The organism is Gluconobacter sp. DsW_056 (assembly GCF_002153595.1).
Classification (GTDB): Bacteria; Pseudomonadota; Alphaproteobacteria; order Acetobacterales; family Acetobacteraceae; genus Gluconobacter; species Gluconobacter albidus.
Genome location: NZ_JOPF01000011.1, coordinates 105,953 through 121,528, shown reverse-complemented (window position 1 = coordinate 121,528; position 15,576 = coordinate 105,953). Strand labels below are relative to the sequence as shown.

18 protein-coding genes are annotated in these 15,576 nt (G+C 59.5%); 2 read left to right on the top strand and 16 right to left on the bottom strand.

Translation table 11 applies throughout. The annotated features are described in order from the left end of the window. The 6 genes from HK22_RS15220 to HK22_RS12090 all read right to left on the bottom strand — a co-directional run. Positions 1 to 669 (bottom strand): MerR family transcriptional regulator (locus tag HK22_RS15220; protein WP_198945549.1); only part of this gene is annotated, 669 nt, incomplete at its 3' end. Further along, positions 659 to 982: an integration host factor subunit alpha gene (locus HK22_RS12110; RefSeq protein ID WP_086649435.1), complete on the bottom strand. Its 324-nt coding sequence runs from the start codon at positions 980 to 982 to the stop codon at positions 659 to 661. The genes HK22_RS15220 and HK22_RS12110, both read right to left, overlap by 11 nt. 73 nt (positions 983 to 1,055) lie before the next feature. Continuing rightward, positions 1,056 to 2,030 (bottom strand): beta-ketoacyl-ACP synthase III, encoded by a 975-nt coding sequence (locus tag HK22_RS12105; protein ID WP_086649434.1) that lies wholly within the window; start codon positions 2,028 to 2,030, stop codon positions 1,056 to 1,058. 6 nt (positions 2,031 to 2,036) lie between these two features. Beyond that, on the bottom strand, positions 2,037 to 3,146 hold the full coding sequence (gene plsX / locus HK22_RS12100; protein ID WP_086649433.1) for a phosphate acyltransferase PlsX: 1,110 nt from the start codon (positions 3,144 to 3,146) through the stop codon (positions 2,037 to 2,039). Between the two features lie 73 nt (positions 3,147 to 3,219). Beyond that, positions 3,220 to 3,432, bottom strand: a complete 213-nt coding sequence (rpmF, locus tag HK22_RS12095) for a 50S ribosomal protein L32 (protein WP_062026921.1) — start codon at positions 3,430 to 3,432, stop codon at positions 3,220 to 3,222. A 153-nt stretch (positions 3,433 to 3,585) separates the two neighbouring features. Further along, positions 3,586 to 4,167: a DUF177 domain-containing protein gene (locus HK22_RS12090; protein WP_086649432.1), complete on the bottom strand. Its 582-nt coding sequence runs from the start codon at positions 4,165 to 4,167 to the stop codon at positions 3,586 to 3,588. Between the two features lie 107 nt (positions 4,168 to 4,274). Here HK22_RS12090 and HK22_RS12085 point away from each other — a divergent pair, with 107 nt between their 5' ends. Further along, positions 4,275 to 4,847, top strand: a complete 573-nt coding sequence (locus tag HK22_RS12085) for an outer membrane protein assembly factor BamE (RefSeq protein WP_062109799.1) — start codon at positions 4,275 to 4,277, stop codon at positions 4,845 to 4,847. A 16-nt stretch (positions 4,848 to 4,863) separates the two neighbouring features. On the opposite strand, the gene HK22_RS12080 is transcribed toward HK22_RS12085, so the two are convergent. The 4 genes from HK22_RS12080 to def are packed head-to-tail and all read right to left on the bottom strand — an operon-like array spanning position 4,864 to position 7,928. Next, a complete protein-coding gene (locus HK22_RS12080) occupies positions 4,864 to 6,258 on the bottom strand; it encodes an ATP-binding protein (RefSeq protein ID WP_086649431.1) in 1,395 nt (464 codons plus the stop codon). Further along, a complete protein-coding gene (locus tag HK22_RS12075; RefSeq protein WP_062027279.1) occupies positions 6,236 to 6,934 on the bottom strand; it encodes a response regulator in 699 nt (232 codons plus the stop codon). Before HK22_RS12075 ends, HK22_RS12080 begins: the two co-directional genes overlap by 23 nt. Further along, positions 6,931 to 7,419 (bottom strand): MarR family winged helix-turn-helix transcriptional regulator, encoded by a 489-nt coding sequence (locus tag HK22_RS12070; RefSeq protein ID WP_062109638.1) that lies wholly within the window; start codon positions 7,417 to 7,419, stop codon positions 6,931 to 6,933. The genes HK22_RS12075 and HK22_RS12070 overlap by 4 nt, the downstream gene beginning before the upstream one ends. Then, on the bottom strand, positions 7,416 to 7,928 hold the full coding sequence (gene def, locus HK22_RS12065) for a peptide deformylase (protein ID WP_086649430.1): 513 nt from the start codon (positions 7,926 to 7,928) through the stop codon (positions 7,416 to 7,418). The genes HK22_RS12070 and def overlap by 4 nt, the downstream gene beginning before the upstream one ends. Positions 7,929 to 8,129: 201 nt before the next feature. Here def and rpsU point away from each other — a divergent pair, with 201 nt between their 5' ends. Next, entirely contained in the window at positions 8,130 to 8,333 is a 204-nt protein-coding gene (rpsU, locus tag HK22_RS12060) for a 30S ribosomal protein S21 (protein ID WP_011251722.1), read from the top strand. Between the two features lie 116 nt (positions 8,334 to 8,449). On the opposite strand, the gene HK22_RS12055 is transcribed toward rpsU, so the two are convergent. The 6 genes from HK22_RS12055 to HK22_RS12030 are packed head-to-tail and all read right to left on the bottom strand — an operon-like array spanning position 8,450 to position 15,520. Then, entirely contained in the window at positions 8,450 to 10,567 is a 2,118-nt protein-coding gene (locus tag HK22_RS12055; RefSeq protein WP_086649429.1) for a prolyl oligopeptidase family protein, read from the bottom strand. 52 nt (positions 10,568 to 10,619) lie between these two features. Then, positions 10,620 to 11,486, bottom strand: coding sequence for a flagellar motor stator protein MotA (gene motA / locus HK22_RS12050; RefSeq protein WP_062027286.1), 867 nt, complete (start codon positions 11,484 to 11,486; stop codon positions 10,620 to 10,622). 26 nt (positions 11,487 to 11,512) lie between these two features. Then, on the bottom strand, positions 11,513 to 12,463 hold the full coding sequence (locus tag HK22_RS12045; RefSeq protein WP_086649428.1) for a flagellar motor protein MotB: 951 nt from the start codon (positions 12,461 to 12,463) through the stop codon (positions 11,513 to 11,515). Between the two features lie 50 nt (positions 12,464 to 12,513). Beyond that, a complete protein-coding gene (locus tag HK22_RS12040; RefSeq protein WP_233142613.1) occupies positions 12,514 to 13,902 on the bottom strand; it encodes a glycosyltransferase family 39 protein in 1,389 nt (462 codons plus the stop codon). 16 nt (positions 13,903 to 13,918) lie between these two features. Further along, the gene (locus HK22_RS12035; protein WP_086649427.1) at positions 13,919 to 15,025 is read right to left on the bottom strand and encodes a glycosyltransferase family 2 protein; all 1,107 of its coding nucleotides are present in this window, start codon (positions 15,023 to 15,025) and stop codon (positions 13,919 to 13,921) included. A 12-nt stretch (positions 15,026 to 15,037) separates the two neighbouring features. Continuing rightward, positions 15,038 to 15,520 (bottom strand): Lrp/AsnC family transcriptional regulator, encoded by a 483-nt coding sequence (locus HK22_RS12030; RefSeq protein ID WP_086649426.1) that lies wholly within the window; start codon positions 15,518 to 15,520, stop codon positions 15,038 to 15,040. Between the last annotated feature and the right edge of the window lie 56 nt (positions 15,521 to 15,576).

Here is a 15,576-nt window from a genome sequence, read left to right as displayed (position 1 = left end):
GGCTTCGGCTTCGGCTTCGGCTTCGGCTTCGGCTTCGGCTTCGGCTTCGGCTTCGGCGATCTCATTTTCTTCCGGGAGGTCAAGCGCCTCGGCTACGATAACATCGTGAGCTTCGGCTGGACGTTCCGGAAAAGTAACCTCGTCGTCAGGATGGATTGCGGGAGCAGCATTAAAGTCTTCATCGCCGACAATGTCTGCAACCAGCGGCGTCTCCGCAAATGACTGATCTTCCTCAACCAGCGCAACAGCAGTCACCGCCGGAGCAAACACCGGCTCCACAACCTCGGCTGAAATCTCAGGCAGCGTTTCCGGAACGATCTCTGCAATGGCTTTCTGACCCGCCCGCGCCTTCTGAGCACGACGTTCCCGCAACACGCGCAGAACCCCCTGCCCCTTGTAGCCCTGCACATAAAGAAGGTCCGAAATCAACCGAAGCGTCTCGATATGCTCGGGACTGTAATAGCGCCGTCCACTTTCCCCGCGAAACGGCTTTACGCCCGGATAGATGGTCTCCCATGACCGCAGGCGATGCTGGGGAATATGCAGTTCCTCGGCAACTTCGCTGATGGTCCGATAGGCATCCGGGGCCTTTCTAACCTTTTCCAGACCTGTCGGGAAATCGTCATTCGGCGGCAACGCATTGGCCTCGGATATGGACTTATCTGTCATGGAACAATGCCTCGGTAACGGCATTCTCGGAACCGTTCATCCGATCCCTCAGCAATTGGGAAGGTCTGAACACCAATACGGCTCTGGGAAGGATAGGAACCTCCACACCAGTCTTGGGATTGCGTCCGATGCGCTCTCCCTTCTGGCGGACGGAGAACGTTCCGAATCCGCTCAGCTTCACGGACTCGCCTGCTTCGAGGCGATCGGAGATCACGCCCAGAAGGCTCTCGAGAATCATGGAGGAGTCGTGTCGGGAAAGACCAACACGGCTATAGAGATGCTCAACAAGATTCGCGCGCGTGACTGTGCTCATGTCACTTGCGTATCATGACGCACATAACAGTCAAAGGAATCAATCATTAACCAGCCCCGAATGGGGCACGGGCCTACATCCGGACGAGAGCGGACCCCCATGTCAGTCCGCCACCCAGCGCCTCCATCAGGACCAGATCTCCCTTGCGAATCCGGCCGTCCCGCACAGCCTCATTCAGGGCCAGCGGAATGGACGCCGCAGAGGTGTTGGCATGACGGTCCACCGTCACCACGACCCGATCCGACGGCAGTGCCAGCTTCTTCGCCATACCCTCGATAATCCGCAGATTGGCCTGATGCGGTACCATCCACTGGATATCCTGACCGGTCAGACCATTGGCCGCCAGCGCCTCATCCACGGCCTGCGAGAGCTTGACCACGGCGTGGCGGAACACCTCGCGTCCTTGCATCCGCAACTGCTGCGTTGCTGACGCACATCCCGCAGCACCGTCCACATAAAGAATATCGCCCGTCCGGCCATCGGAGTGCAGATGGGTGGAGAGGATACCCTCCTCGCCCTCACTGCTGGCTTCCAGCAGTACCGCGCCCGCACCATCCCCGAAAAGGACGCAGGTGGAGCGGTCCGTCCAGTCCAACAGGCGCGAGAAAACCTCACTTCCGATGACAAGAATCTTTTGCGCCTGACCAGCCTGCATCAACGCCCGGGCTGTCGCCAGAGCATAGACAAAACCCGAGCACGCGGCGCTGAGGTCGAAGCCAAAACCTGTCGTCATGCCCAGGAGAGCCTGAACCTGCACTGCCACGGCGGGGAAAACCTGATCCGGAGTAGCCGTGGCGACCAGAACCGCATCGACCTCGGAAGCATCGACGCCTGCGTAGTCCAGAGCCTGCCGGGCAGCCTTGGCAGCCATGCTGGCCGTGGTTTCGTCACCGGAAGCGATATGCCGCTGGGCAATGCCAGTTCGGGTCCTGATCCATTCGTCCGAAGTCTCGATGCCGTATTTCAGGGCAAGGTCGTCATTGGTCACGACGTCGCGCGGCAGATAGCCCCCAACACCCGTCAGGCGGACACGAATGGGATCGGACATAATTTTTCAGCTCACAGGTTCGGGAACAGCCCTGGTTGATACGGTCTCAGTTGGCTCGGACGTTCCCATCCCAAGCTGCTCCAGACGATCACGGATCTTGTCGTTCAGGTGGTGCGTGACGGCATCCATGGCAACATCTACGGCTGCGGCAAAGCTTTCACCGTCCGCTCCACCATGTGATTTTACGACAATTCCGTTCAGACCGACAAACAGGGCCCCGTTGTAGCGACGCGGGTCAATCCATTCCCGCATCCGCTCCAGTCCCGGTTTGACCAGAAGATATCCAAGGCGGGTCAGCAGATTGGTTTCAAAAACGCGCCGCAGGAGTCCGAAGGCAAGTTTCAGTGCACCTTCGCCGGTTTTCAGCGCAATATTGCCGGTAAAACCGTCCGTCACGATCACGTCGGTTGTTCCGGCTGTAATGTCATGTCCTTCGACAAAGCCATGAAACTGTGGCGCCAGAGGGCTTTCTCTCAGACGTTCAGAAGCCTGCCGCAGCCGATCGTCTCCCTTCAGCTCTTCTGAACCGACATTCAGAAGGCCGATGGTCGGAGACGGAAGACCGAGCGCGGCCTGAGCGAAAGCTTCGCCCATAATCGCAAATTCGACCAGATTGCGCGCATCGCAGGCAATGTTCGCACCCAGATCAAGCATCACGACATCACCACGGGCCGACGGCTGAACCGCGGCCATGGCAGGCCGGGAAATCCCCGGCAGGGCTTTGACGATGATTTTCGCAAGAGCCAGCATGGCACCGCTGTTGCCTGCAGAAACAACACCGCGAGCTTCACCTGCGGCGACCGCTTCCATAGCCATGCGCATGGAAGAGCCCCGAACGCGCAAAGCGGACGTCGGCTTCATATCCATAGGGATACTGGCTTCTGAGTGACGGATATCACACAGGCCTGCAGCTTTGGGATGTGTGGCCAGAGCGGCCCTGAGAAGGGTTTCATCTCCGATCAGGAGAATACGGGCCTTCGGGTGCCGGTCGGCAGCCAGATCAAGTCCGGCAAGGACGATATCCGGGGCCCTGTCACCACCCATTGCATCGACGGCGAGGGCATAAGGCCCGGAGGCCGCGATGTCACGTTCGGGCGTGACAGGCGCTTTGGTCATTGAGACAGTTTCCCGGACAGCATCACAGATGCGGAGCCGCACTCCTGAGAGATGACGGACCCGCAGGTAGGGATCAGGCGCGGACGGCGGTCTTCAGGCCCTTGCCGCTGTTTCCAGCAGCGACCACTTCACGGCCGTCATAGTGACCGCAGTGGCTGCAGACGTGATGCGGACGCTTCAGTTCGCCACAGTTCGAGCACTCTGCGTGAGCCTCGACGGTCAGGGCATCGTGGCTGCGACGCATGCCACGACGGGACGGCGTAGTCTTTCTTTTAGGGACGGCCATGGCTTTTATGCCTCTTTCTGCTTCTGTGTCGGCACCCCTGCTCCGCTCCCCGCGGCATCCGGTGCCCTGTTGTTCGTCGTCTCGTATTTACGTCGAGTTCAGGCGGGCGGCTCTAGCAGAGCCTGAGGAAACCCGCAAGTCAGACGTGGGATTTTATTCTTTCCTGTCCCCGCTTTTCAGCGCGGAAAGTGCTGAAAACGGATTGGGACGGCGTGGACCATCCGGCCCTTCGCCAGACAACTCAGCCCCTTCTTCCCCTTCTGCGGGCGCCACGTCAACCGCATTTTCCAGACCGACGCCGGGTTTGCGCGGATAGGGGTCCAGCATCAGGGCAAGCTGTTCCGCTGTGGCTTCACCGATATCAAGGGCCTTTCCATCATGCGGAACCTCGTCAGGACCATCCAGATCAATGGAATCAATGTCGAATTCGTCCTCGGGCATGTCCTCCAGGGGGATGAACCGCAGGAAAAAAGTCTCGGCCAGAACATCCTTGAAAGGTTCGGACGTGATGACGCAGGTCTGCGTGACTTTCGCCGCAAGGTGGCCTTCTGCCAGAACGCTCCGGTTGTCTGCGGGCGTCAGACGAAAGCGACAGGTCAGCGCTTCGATTTCAGGGAGTCCCAGACGGACTGCAAGGGCCGCACGCTCGGCAGGTGAGGCCTCGATCGTCTCGTCCAGCCCCGATCCCAGCCGGTTGAAAGGGATGCGTCGGGAAAATTCAGGAGAATGGGACATTCAGACACTCCAGCCCCCGGAATATGGGGGAAATCGTTGACATGCAGGCGCCATTCGGGCACGCGCTCAGTGAAGCGGTTCTCTTGCACAGGATAGTTTCCGGATCCATGAATAACGCATCTTCCCCGACGCCCCAAAGCAGAACACGCTTCCTTCGCCGTTTCGCACAGGCCGGAGTGGCATGCGTTCCGCTGCTGCTCGGCGGATGCTCGTTCTTTTCCCCGATTCCCGAGCCGCGTGGCTCTCTGATCGAAAAGACCGACTATGCCCAGCTCGTGCCCGGAACGAGCACACGCACGGACGTGCTCGATCTGCTGGGATCGCCGACGGCGCATGCGACCTTCGACGACAATACCTGGATCTACGTCTCGATGATCACGTCGCCTACGCCGCTGACCTTCCCGAGCGTCAAGAAACAGGAGGTTGTCGTCCTGAATTTCGATAATGGCGGCGTCCTGCGCAAGGTGGACACACTCAACAAGAAGAATGCGATGTATGTCGGCATGGTGGGCGCGAAAACACCAACGCCAGGCACCAGTTCGTCCATCCTGCAGGAACTGCTGGGCAATGTCGGCCGCTACAACCCGATGAGCGGCATGAGCAGCCAGTTCGGCGGAAGCACCGGACCGATGGGCGGTCAGGGCACCGGCAATGGCGGCGCCGGCAACTCGCTGCCTTAAGTTTCTGAAAGCCTGATTATTTCGGGAGGCTGAGCAGAACGCCCAGACCTCCCAGCGGGCTATCCATCAGGCGGATGGACCCGCCATGGGCATGAATGATGTCCCGTACGATCGTCAGCCCCAGACCCCCGCTTTGTCCATCTTGGCTGCCACTCGTGCCATTGAGTTCAGAAATGGCGGCACGACGGCTGGCGGACAGGCCCGGTCCGTTATCCTCCACAGCGATTTCGATATTCCGCGTCCCTTCACGCAGGGAAAACCGCATCGCCCCTCCATGACGGCGGGCATTTTCTGCCAGATTCGTCAGAACGCGCCGCAGAGCATCAGGCCGGACCACAGCTTCCACGCCCTCCCGGCCTTCGACCCCCAGCACATGCCCGCCCGCCCGCAGCGTGGCAGCCGCGACATCCTCAAGCATCCCCCTCAGATCAGTCAGGACGGGATCTTCTGCCCCCTCTCCACGCGCAAATGACAGATAGCTGCCGATCAGGCGCTCCATGTCCTCGATATCCGTGACCATATCCGCCAGATCTGGCTTGAGGCTTTCGGCACGGATCGGGCCGAAGGTGGGGATCATGGCAACCGTCAGACGCAGTCGTGTCAGGGGCGTCCGCAGATCGTGCGAGACCCCGGCCAGAACAGCCGTACGTTGCGCCACAAAGCGGTTCACCCGCGCCTGCATGCGATTGAACGCAACGGCGGCCTGCCGTACCTCCCGCGCGCCCTGAGGGCGGATCGGTCCTTGATCCCGCCCCATCCCGAACAGTTCGGCAGCATGCCCCAGACGACGGATGGCGCGCACCTGATTACGCATGAACAGCCCGGCGATCAGGAACAGCAAAATGGAACTGCTGACAGCCCAGACGACGAAAAGCCAGATCGGCCCGATATTCAGGCGTTTGGCCGGGACCATGACCACCATCACGCCCTGCGGCAACTGGATCGAGGCGCGCACGGTCTGAGGCGCTCCAGACCAGTCCACATCATAGGAGCTGCCGAGAGTCTGCTGGATGGAACGGGCGAAATCGTCATCCATCGGACCCAGAACATGATTCGTCCCGTGCCGGGAGAGCGTTTCGGCAGGATGGAACGAAAAGCCCAGCTGGGTCCGTGAGGACGCGTCCTGAAGGATGAGCGCCCGTTCCGCGCCGGAAGAAGTGTGCTCGATCATGGCAATGACAAGCGAAATTTCCCCCGTCACGCCATCTGACAGACGGCGGGAGACGACGTTCAGATAGGTCCCGTAAAACAGGCCCAGCGCGATCGCCTGCGTGACCAGCAGGGGAATAAGCACAATCAGCATCGACCGCCCCATGAGGGAGCGCGGCAGGATACGCCTTAACGGACGGTCCAGCTTCTGCCAGGCATCGTCCCGCTCGAGCGCCGGGTCAGCGTCCCGGTTTGAGAACATAGCCCTTGCCCCGCACGGTATGAAGGAAACGGGGTTCCTTGGGGTCCACCTCGATCCGCCGCCGCAGGCGCGTGACCTGAACGTCGACGGCACGTTCGCCGATCTCGTCCATCTCCAGCGCCCTGGCGATGGCTTCACGCGAGAGAACCGTTCCGGGCTGGCTGGTGAGAACGCCCAAGAGTGCGGATTCTCCTCCCGTCAGATGCACGGCTCCCTGAGGGCCACTAAGGAGCCCGCGTTTGACATCGAATTCCAGCTCTCCCAGCCGCAGGATGTCGGGAACTTCGTCCACCACTGGCAATGAGGGCACCACACGTCGAAGATGGGCCCGCAGACGCAGCAGAAGCTCACGCGGTTCGAATGGCTTGCCCAGATAATCGTCCGCACCGGCTTCAAGGCCACCGATCCGATCCGCAGGCTCTCCCCGTGCCGTCAGAAGCAGAATCGGAAGCGACAGACCATCCCTGCGCAGGCTGTTGGTCAGGGACAGACCGTCCTCACCCGGCATGGTCACGTCGAGAACGAGTGCATCGGGCTGAATCCGTTGCAGGACGTCGCGGGCCGCCAGAGCATCAAGGGCCGTACTCACACGATAGCCGTTCTCGGACAGATAACGCTGGAGAAGCCGCAGAAGGCGCGGATCATCATCAACGACCAGAATATGCTCGTCACTCATGGGACAGGATTTCCGACTGGTGCCTGCAGGGGCGTGAGGACACGGCGAAACCCTTCCACGGCCGTCATGCCTGCTTCACGATAGGCTCTGGTCATGACTTCGCGGATCATAAGGAAAAGCTCGCGTTCAAGGGCTTCCCCGGTTTCCGTCAGACGCAGGGGACGTTTGCGGCGGTCGTGACGGTCTTCTTCCTGCACAAGCAGCCTGCGCTCCCGAAGATCCCCCAGAGCGCGGCCAAGAGACTGTTTGGTGATACCGAGGCTGTTCAGAAGCGCGCCCGGGGTAATTCCCGGATGCGCGGCTGTCAGAAAAAGAATGCGGTGATGCGCCGGCCCCAGCCCTCTCTCGCGCAGAAGAATTTCGCAGTCGGCATTCAGGGTCCGCCAGGCCAGCATCATAGCCTCATAGGACTGCCGGATACGGTCTTCCCGCAGATAAAGATGCGCCGTCGCAGAGGATGGAATGTCCATGGACCTGGCTGTCACCGGAGAGCTTCCTCCACATATCCAAAGCGATCGAAGTCGGTAATCCGCTGCGGATAGAGAATGCCGTCCAGATGGTCGTTTTCATGTTGCAGGACATTGGCATGAAACCCCGTCGCCTCGCCTTCGACGAGCACCCCGTCCTGATCCAGCCCGGAATAGCGCACCGCTGCATAACGCGGCACGTCCGCCCGCAGCCCCGGAATCGACAGGCACCCTTCGGTGCAGATCATCATCTCTTCCCCAAGAGGCACAATTTCGGGGTTGATGAGAACGCGGGGCAGCAATGCCTCCTTGGGATTCGCCACACGGCTTGCAGGAACGTGATAGACGAACATCCGCAGCGGCTGATGGACCTGAGGCGCTGCCAGTCCTGCCCCGCGCGCATCGGCCATCGTTTCCATCATGTCTGCGATGAGAGACTGGATTTCCGGGGCTTTCGGGTCAGAAACGGCCCGTGCCACCTGATGCAGGACGGGGTTGCCCATCCGGGCAATCTTGAGCAGGGCCATGAAATCATCTTCCTTCCAACGGGCTGTGCATCCGGGGGAACGCAAATGCACGCCGCAGAGTGCGCTTTGCGAAGAATCCATTCAAGCATGGCCGAATGAATTGCGTTCCCCGCAAAAGATGTGTTAAGGGCACCATCCTTAGTTGGATTGCCATATCACGGGTGGCGCTGAAGAGCGGGCCCATAAGGAGTTGACGGCACCGTGCAGGTTCTCGTTCGTGACAACAATGTTGACCAGGCGCTTAAGGCGCTCAAGAAGAAGATGCAGCGCGAAGGCGTGTTTCGTGAAATGAAGCTGCGTCGCCACTTCGAAAAGCCCTCCGAAAAGCGTGCCCGCGAAGCAGCTGAAGCTGTTCGTCGCGCCCGCAAGATGGAGCGTAAGCGTCTGGAGCGTGAAGGCTTCTAAACCTTCCCGTCCTCCGAACGGAAAAAAAGCCGCCTCACTCGGGAGCGCGGCTTTTTTTGTGCTCGAAGTTCTCCTGCTCCCCTGCCCGCCATCTGCGGACAGGGAATGAGTACGGCTTACTGCGCGTCCATCAGTCGATGGCTGAGATAGATGGCTTCCAGAGCCCGCTCATGCGCGACCTCGGCCGCATTGACCGTACCGGCATGGCCGCCTTCCACATCCTCATAATACAGGAAGGGTTGTTTCAGGCTTTCCAGCCGGGCCGCGAAGCGACGCGCATGGATCGGACCGACCCGGTCATCACGCGTTGAGGTGAAAATAAACGGCTCCGGATAGGACACGCCCGCCTTCAGGTTCTGCAAAGGCGACATTTTCTCCCAGAACGCACGCGGCCCCGGCTCCGAGACGCTGCCATACTCGGCGGCCCAAGACGCTCCCGCTGCCATCTGCTCGTAATTCATCATGTCCAGAAGCGGCACGCCGATAATGGCAGCATTCCACAGCTCCGGATGCTGGGTGAACTCCACACCCGCCAGCAGACCGCCATTGGACCGTCCCCGCAGCCCCAGATGCCGTGGCGATGTGATATGGCGTGCCGTCAGATCCCGGGCAACGGCCGCAAAATCGTCATAGGCTTTCTGCCGCCCTTCCCGACGCGCGACATCATGCCATGCGGGTCCGAATTCTCCGCCACCACGGATATTGGCCATGACGTAAACGCCACCCCGGTCAAACCATGTAATCCCGAGATCGGGATGATAGACCGGCAGATAGGACAGCCCGAACCCACCATAAGCCGTCATCAACGTCGGACGGGCGCCATCCTTCCGCCAGTCTTTGGCATGCACAATGAAATAAGGAATGGCCGTACCATCCGCGCTGGTGGCCGACATCTGCTCGACAGCCAGATTGGATGCATCGAACAGATTGGGCTGGCGATACAGAGGCTGAGCGGTCTGGGCCGTCGTATTCAGGCTCCAGATCTGTGGCGCCTGAATGAAGCCTTCAAGCTGGAGATAGGCCTGCGACAGTCCGGGATCTGACGAAACGATTTCAGCCGCCATATTCCCAGGTAAGGAAATCGACCGCGAGGTCCATGCTCCGGTCGCGCCATGACGATAGAGCTTCAGGACAGGCTGGACGTTGTCGTACACAACAACCACCAGACCATCTTTTGTCACCGCAAGCGCGTCCCCCATGCCATCCCCGATCGTCTGACGGGATGTCGGCGAGAGGATGGTCCGGGGAGCCGCAGGATTTTTCAGGTCGAGCGCAACAATGCTGTCTGCATGAAATGTCTGACCGGCCAGTGTCCAGTCCTGCAACAGATGCAGAACCAGTTGGCCATCCAGATAGGACAGGCTGTCATATTTTTCCGGCAGAGGCAGCCGGGTCAGCGTCTGCGTTGCAGGATTGAACAGACTGACTTCCGTGTGGAAGAAATCCCGATGACGGCTGATCAGGAAGAGTTCACGGCCCTTTTCATCACGCAGGCGCTCTGGCGCCACATCCATATCCGTGATCTGACCACGATAGACTTCGGCAGCCTGATCCAGTGTCTGCCCACGACGCAGAAGCCGAACCGAATAGGGATAGCCCGAACGCGTCAGTCCGGCATTGCCCGCTCCCCAGTCTCGCGAGACCAGAAGTGTATTGGCGTCAATCCAGATAGCTGTCTGTTTTCCAGACGGCAGATCAAAGCCGTCTTTTACAAAAGTATCTGTCTGCGTGTCGTATTCCCGGACCACATGAGCATCTTCCCCCGCCTGTGACAGCGACATGAGACAGAACCGCTCCTGAGGGCTGAGACAGTACAAACCTTCCATGACCCAGTTGGCATGCTCATTCTGTGCCAGCGCATCAAGGTCGAAACGCATCTTCCATTCCGGATGGCCGGACTGGAAGGAGGATGTCGAAGTGCTGCGCCATATCCCGCGTGTATGACGATCATCCTGCCAGAAGTTCCAGATTTCCCCGCCCTGCTGTGTAGGGAGCGCAAGACGTGCCGGAGATTGCTGGGCCGTCAGAATTTTCTGGTAGAGAGGCTTGTAGCGGGGATCAGAAGTGAGCGTCGCTTCTGTGTGGGCGTTCTGTGCCCTCACCCATTTCAGCGCCGTGGCACCGTCCGTCTGACTCAGCTCGGCAGGCGATGGAAGAGAAGATGGACCCGCATACGCTGCCAGCGGCAGGATGGAGAGAGACAGACAGAGTACTCTCGCAAGAACAGGAGACATGGAACGCCTTTACGATACCGACAATATCGGCATCGTAAAGACATCCGGACAATCAGGCCACAGCTGCTGCGCTGACAGCTTCCTCTACTTCCTGAAAGCTCGGCATCAGATCGGAGGGAATGCTTTTACGACCGATTTCGACACTGACCTGAGGGGCATTCCCCTGAAGATGCGCCACAATCACGGATCGCACGAGATCGAGATAAGAGGATTCTTCCTCCACCACGCCCCCCAGTCGGCTGGCAATCGGCGCGACAATTCCGTAGGCTAGAAGAATACCAAGGAATGTTCCGACCAGAGCGCCCGCAATCATTTCACCCAGAATGATTGGAGGCTTGCTGATGGAGGCCATTGTCTTGATCACGCCAAGAACCGCCGCCACGATCCCAAGTGCCGGCAGCGCATCAGCGATAGACTGGAGTGCGTGGGAGAGGTGCATTTCCTCCCGCATGTTTTTTTTGAGTTCATTCCCCATCACCTCATCCATCTGATACGGATCGGTGGCATTCATGCCTGCCATACGCAGATAGTCACAGATGAACGAACAGACATGGGAATTGTCCCGGATTTTCGGAAAAGCGCCAAAAACCGTGCTGCCCTGTGGATCTTCGATATGGGATTCAAGCGCCATGAACCCCTTGGAAGAGGCCAGTTTCGAAATATGGAACAACAGACTCAGAAGATCGACATAGTCTGACCGGACATACTGCGAGCCCTTCATGGCCTTCTTCAGGCCACCCGGCAGGTGCTTCACGGCGGCTATGGAGTTGGCCATCAGAAAGGTTCCGACAGCAGCCCCCAGAATGGTCAGAAGCTCGAAAGGCATTGAGGAGACGAGAGGGCCAATGGCCCCGCCGGATGCTACGAACGATCCGAAAACACAGCCCAGAACAACAACCAGACCGATAATGATGAACATCCGAAAACTTCCTGACTGACCTGAATTTATTGAGAAATATCGGGCGACAGAACCAGCACGATGCGACGGTTCCGGGGATTGAGAGGCTGAGTGGGGTCAAACAGGTTCCGGTCGGCATATCCGCTGACGGATTTCAGGCGTCCATCCGGAAAGCCGTTCTGAACCACCAGATCCCGCACGGCGACTGCCCTTGCACTCGACAGGCTCCAGTTGCTCATCTGTCCGGGACGATAAGGCGCGGCGTCCGTGTAACCGGCGATGGACAGCTTGCCGTGCAGTTTCTCGAGATAGGGCACAATTGCCTTGATCAACTGAACCGCATGGGCATCAGGAGAAGACTTACCGAGCGCGAACATCGGCTGATGTTCGGAATCTGCAATCTGGATATGAAGACCGTCATCACCCGCCGTAACCGAAACCTGCGAGCGGACGTCGGCGAGTTCCGGCGTTGTGCCGATCAGAGCCTGAATTTTCTGGGCCGCAGCCACTCTGGCAGCCTGTTCGGCCTTCTGATCCGGGCTCGGAGGAGAGGACGTAACAGGCGGTTCGCCTGGCTGGATCTGGCTGTCATGCAGAACAACGATCTGGGCCGTATGAGTGCTGGAGGCGCTCTGGTCCCTGGCCGTCTGTGTACCCGAAGCGCCTCCCTGAACCGGTTTCCCGTACTGGTCTTTGCCCGGTTTCAGGGCCACGGCCTTTGTTTCCAGGGAAACGGGCTCCGGAGCCGCAGGCAGGACATTATCGACGGGGGGAGGCATATCTTTCCAGACGGCCATCGGATTGAAGAAGTTGGCGATACCCTTCCGCTGCTCTTCCGTCGTGGCGTTGATGAGCCACATAACCAGAAAGAACGCCATCATGGCCGTTACGAAATCGGCGTAGGCGATCTTCCAGGCCCCGCCGTGATGACCACCTTCAACAACGTCAAAACGTTTGATGATGATCTTTCGTGCTTCTTTGCCGTTCTGGTTGGACATCCCGCCTCCTGAGTGGTCTCAGTATGACAGGCGAGTTCTTAAGGAGAGGTTTAAGAACGCCCCGGAAGCTGCACGCCAGCGACAAAATCCGGCCGGTGTACAATGTAACAGCGGATGGCCTGCCCCCGGACTTTACGGCAGAATGTTGCGGCCTCCTGCGCCTCCCCACCATGCCTCTGCTCTTCAACCATGACCGTTTTGGCCGCCGTTACCGCAGGAAGGCGGAAAAGATGCCAGCGCTGATCCGTTCCGGTAACGGGAAGAATATTCTGCGTGAATGCCAGACGGGATGCCAGACCGTAATCCTCCGCGGCCAGAGCCGTCGCGCCCTGCGCTTTTGCCTGCATGGCAACCTTACGGGAAAACTCATCCCATCCTCCCGTCAGGCGAAGTACAGGGTCACGATGCGGGACGAGATGAAGCGGCGAAAACATTGCCTGGATGCAAACAATCATGGTGATGACCAATCCGCTGACAACAGGCCAGCGGATGTGCCATTCGGCCTCGAGTGCTGCGAGGGCAAGAACCGGATAGATGACGGCAGGCCAGTTGGGCTGTACGCGATCCCCGAAAGCATGGGTCACGAACACGACCGTCGGCACTAGAGCCAGCCACGCCAGAAGCCTGTTACGCCTGAGACAGGCCCAAAGACCGGCCGCAAACAGAATGAAAACCAGCGGCGTGGCAAGCCCGATCTGCCCGCCCAACAGTTCCCCCAAGAACTGGAGCGCCCGCGCTGGATGCCAGTCTCCTGTCCGTCCGCCCTGCCTGAGAAAACTGGCCCAGTGATGCCTCGCATTCCACACGATGACAGGGGACATCGCCAGACACAGTCCAGGAAGAGCCAGCCAGGGACCGGGCTGCTGACGCAGGCGCTTCGTCGTCAGGACCGCCCCCCCCAACCCCAGACCGATCAGGACAGCGGTATATTTTGAATCAAAAGCCAGACCCAACAAAAGGCCCGAGCCAATCCACCACGGAAGAGCCGCGCGCGATGTCAGTTCCGGATCAATCGCGCGGCTGAGTGTGTAGAGAAACAGCGTAATGAAGAACAGCAGTGGCGTATCGGGCGTCATCGTCGCGGCACCCAGTCCGAGCATCAGGGTGGCATTCAGCAAAAGCGCGGCACTAAGTCCCGACTGTGGCCACGGACAGCCGGGGAGAAGCCGCCGCGCCGCCTGATACAGCGCCCAGCTTCCCGGCAGGACAGACAGGGGACCCAGCAGACGGACTCCCAGCGCCGTATCCCCGGCGATCCACGTTCCAATACGGATCCACAGGGCCACCATGAACGGATGGTCCAGATAACCGGGCTGAAGATTGCGCGACCAGACCCAGTAATACGCCTCGTCCGGCGTCAGCGGAACGCTGGCGGCAAGACACAGACGGATGATCGTCAGTCCCGCAAGAAGCCCCCAGAACAGCCGGATATTCCGCATATTTTCACTCACGGTTTCAGCGCCAGACAAGTGTGGAGGACACCGCGTAATTCCAGACCACACCAACGACAGCTCCCGCAGCAGACGAGCGGTCCCAGTGACCATGACCCGCGCTGTCTAGCATCATCCGGGCAATGCCGATATTGGCGACCGCCCCCAGCGAACAGACTGCGACGAAGATGGCCAGCCCCCTCCAGAGTTTTTGCCCTTTAAGGCGGCGATCATGGTAGGTGAAGCGATTGTTGAGCAGAAAATTCGTCAGAATGGCAACCGCGGTTCCGGCGAGCTGTGCCCAGGAAAAGCTCAGGCCACACGCCCCCGCAAAATTCATGACGCTCACATTTACGACCACACCCATAAGACCGACCAGCGCAAAGGCCATGAAGCGGGTTGGCAGCCAGCCATGGGCCAGCTTGTCCAGCACCATGGTCGCAAACTGGATCAGGACCATGACATCAAGCTTGCTCTCGCCCGCCAGCCGGGGGCGAAACACGAACGGCACTTCGACGATCCGGACAGTTCTGGGGGCAGACATCACCAGATCGAGCAGGATCTTGAACCCGGTCCCGGACAGGCGTGGCAGCAGGGATTCAAAAAGATTCCGTCGCATGGCGAAGAAGCCGCTCATCGGATCGCTCAGCGGGTGCGGCATGACGGCCTGTGCAGCCCGGATCCCGGTATCGGAGAGCATATGCCTCCAGCGGCCGGCCAGCCCTCCACTATCGCCACCATCCACATGTCGGCTTGCCACCACAAGCTCGGCGCCACCCTGCAATTCAGCAAGCATGGTTCGCAGAACGGATTCATCGTGTTGCAGATCTCCGTCCATGACCGCCACCCAGGGTGCACTGGACGAAAGGATGCCTTCGATGACAGCAGAAGAGAGCCCACGGCGCCCAACCCGTCGCAACACCCGGACCCGAGGGTCCAGACGTGCAAGACGGACAACTTCGGACGCGGTGCCATCCGGTGAGTTATCATCAACAAAAATGACTTCCCATGCCCTCCCCTCAAGCGCGCCTTCCAGTGCGGCAACCATCGGTGCCACATTGGAAACCTCGTTGTAGCAGGGAACGATGACGCTCAGTTCGGCCGGAAGAGACAGCAACCGGGAAGCGGTCATGGGTTCAGCCGGTCAGATCGGCACGCCGGCAAGATCACGGCTCGTATGGATGGTCTGGAGGGTCTGGACGCGGACGACATGCGGGCTGTCCGTCAGCAGGCGTGTCAGGGCATTCTGATGGGCGGCGTCACGGGCGACCAGACGCACGAGAAAATCGCCGCCCCCCCGGATCATGTGACATTCGCGCGTTTCGGGCCATGTGCCGACCTGGGCTTCGAAGGCCTCAAGGACACTCCCCTTCTGGCTATCAAGGCCGATCAGGGCATAGAAATTCAGGGACCACCCCAGCAGGGCGGCATCGACTTCGGCATGATACCCCTTGACGATTCCCAGCTCCTCGAGCCGGCGGACCCGCCTCAGGCAGGGAGGCGCGGAAATCCCGGTGCGGCGGGCGAGTTCCACATTGGTCATGCGTCCATCGGCCTGGAGTTCGGCGATGATCTGCCGGTCAATGGCATCCAGTTCAATCGGTGCGGAGTGCGGAGAAGCGTTCATTTCAATCTGACGTATATGTCAGCCGACATGATCCGCAAAGATGGCACATGCGTCCG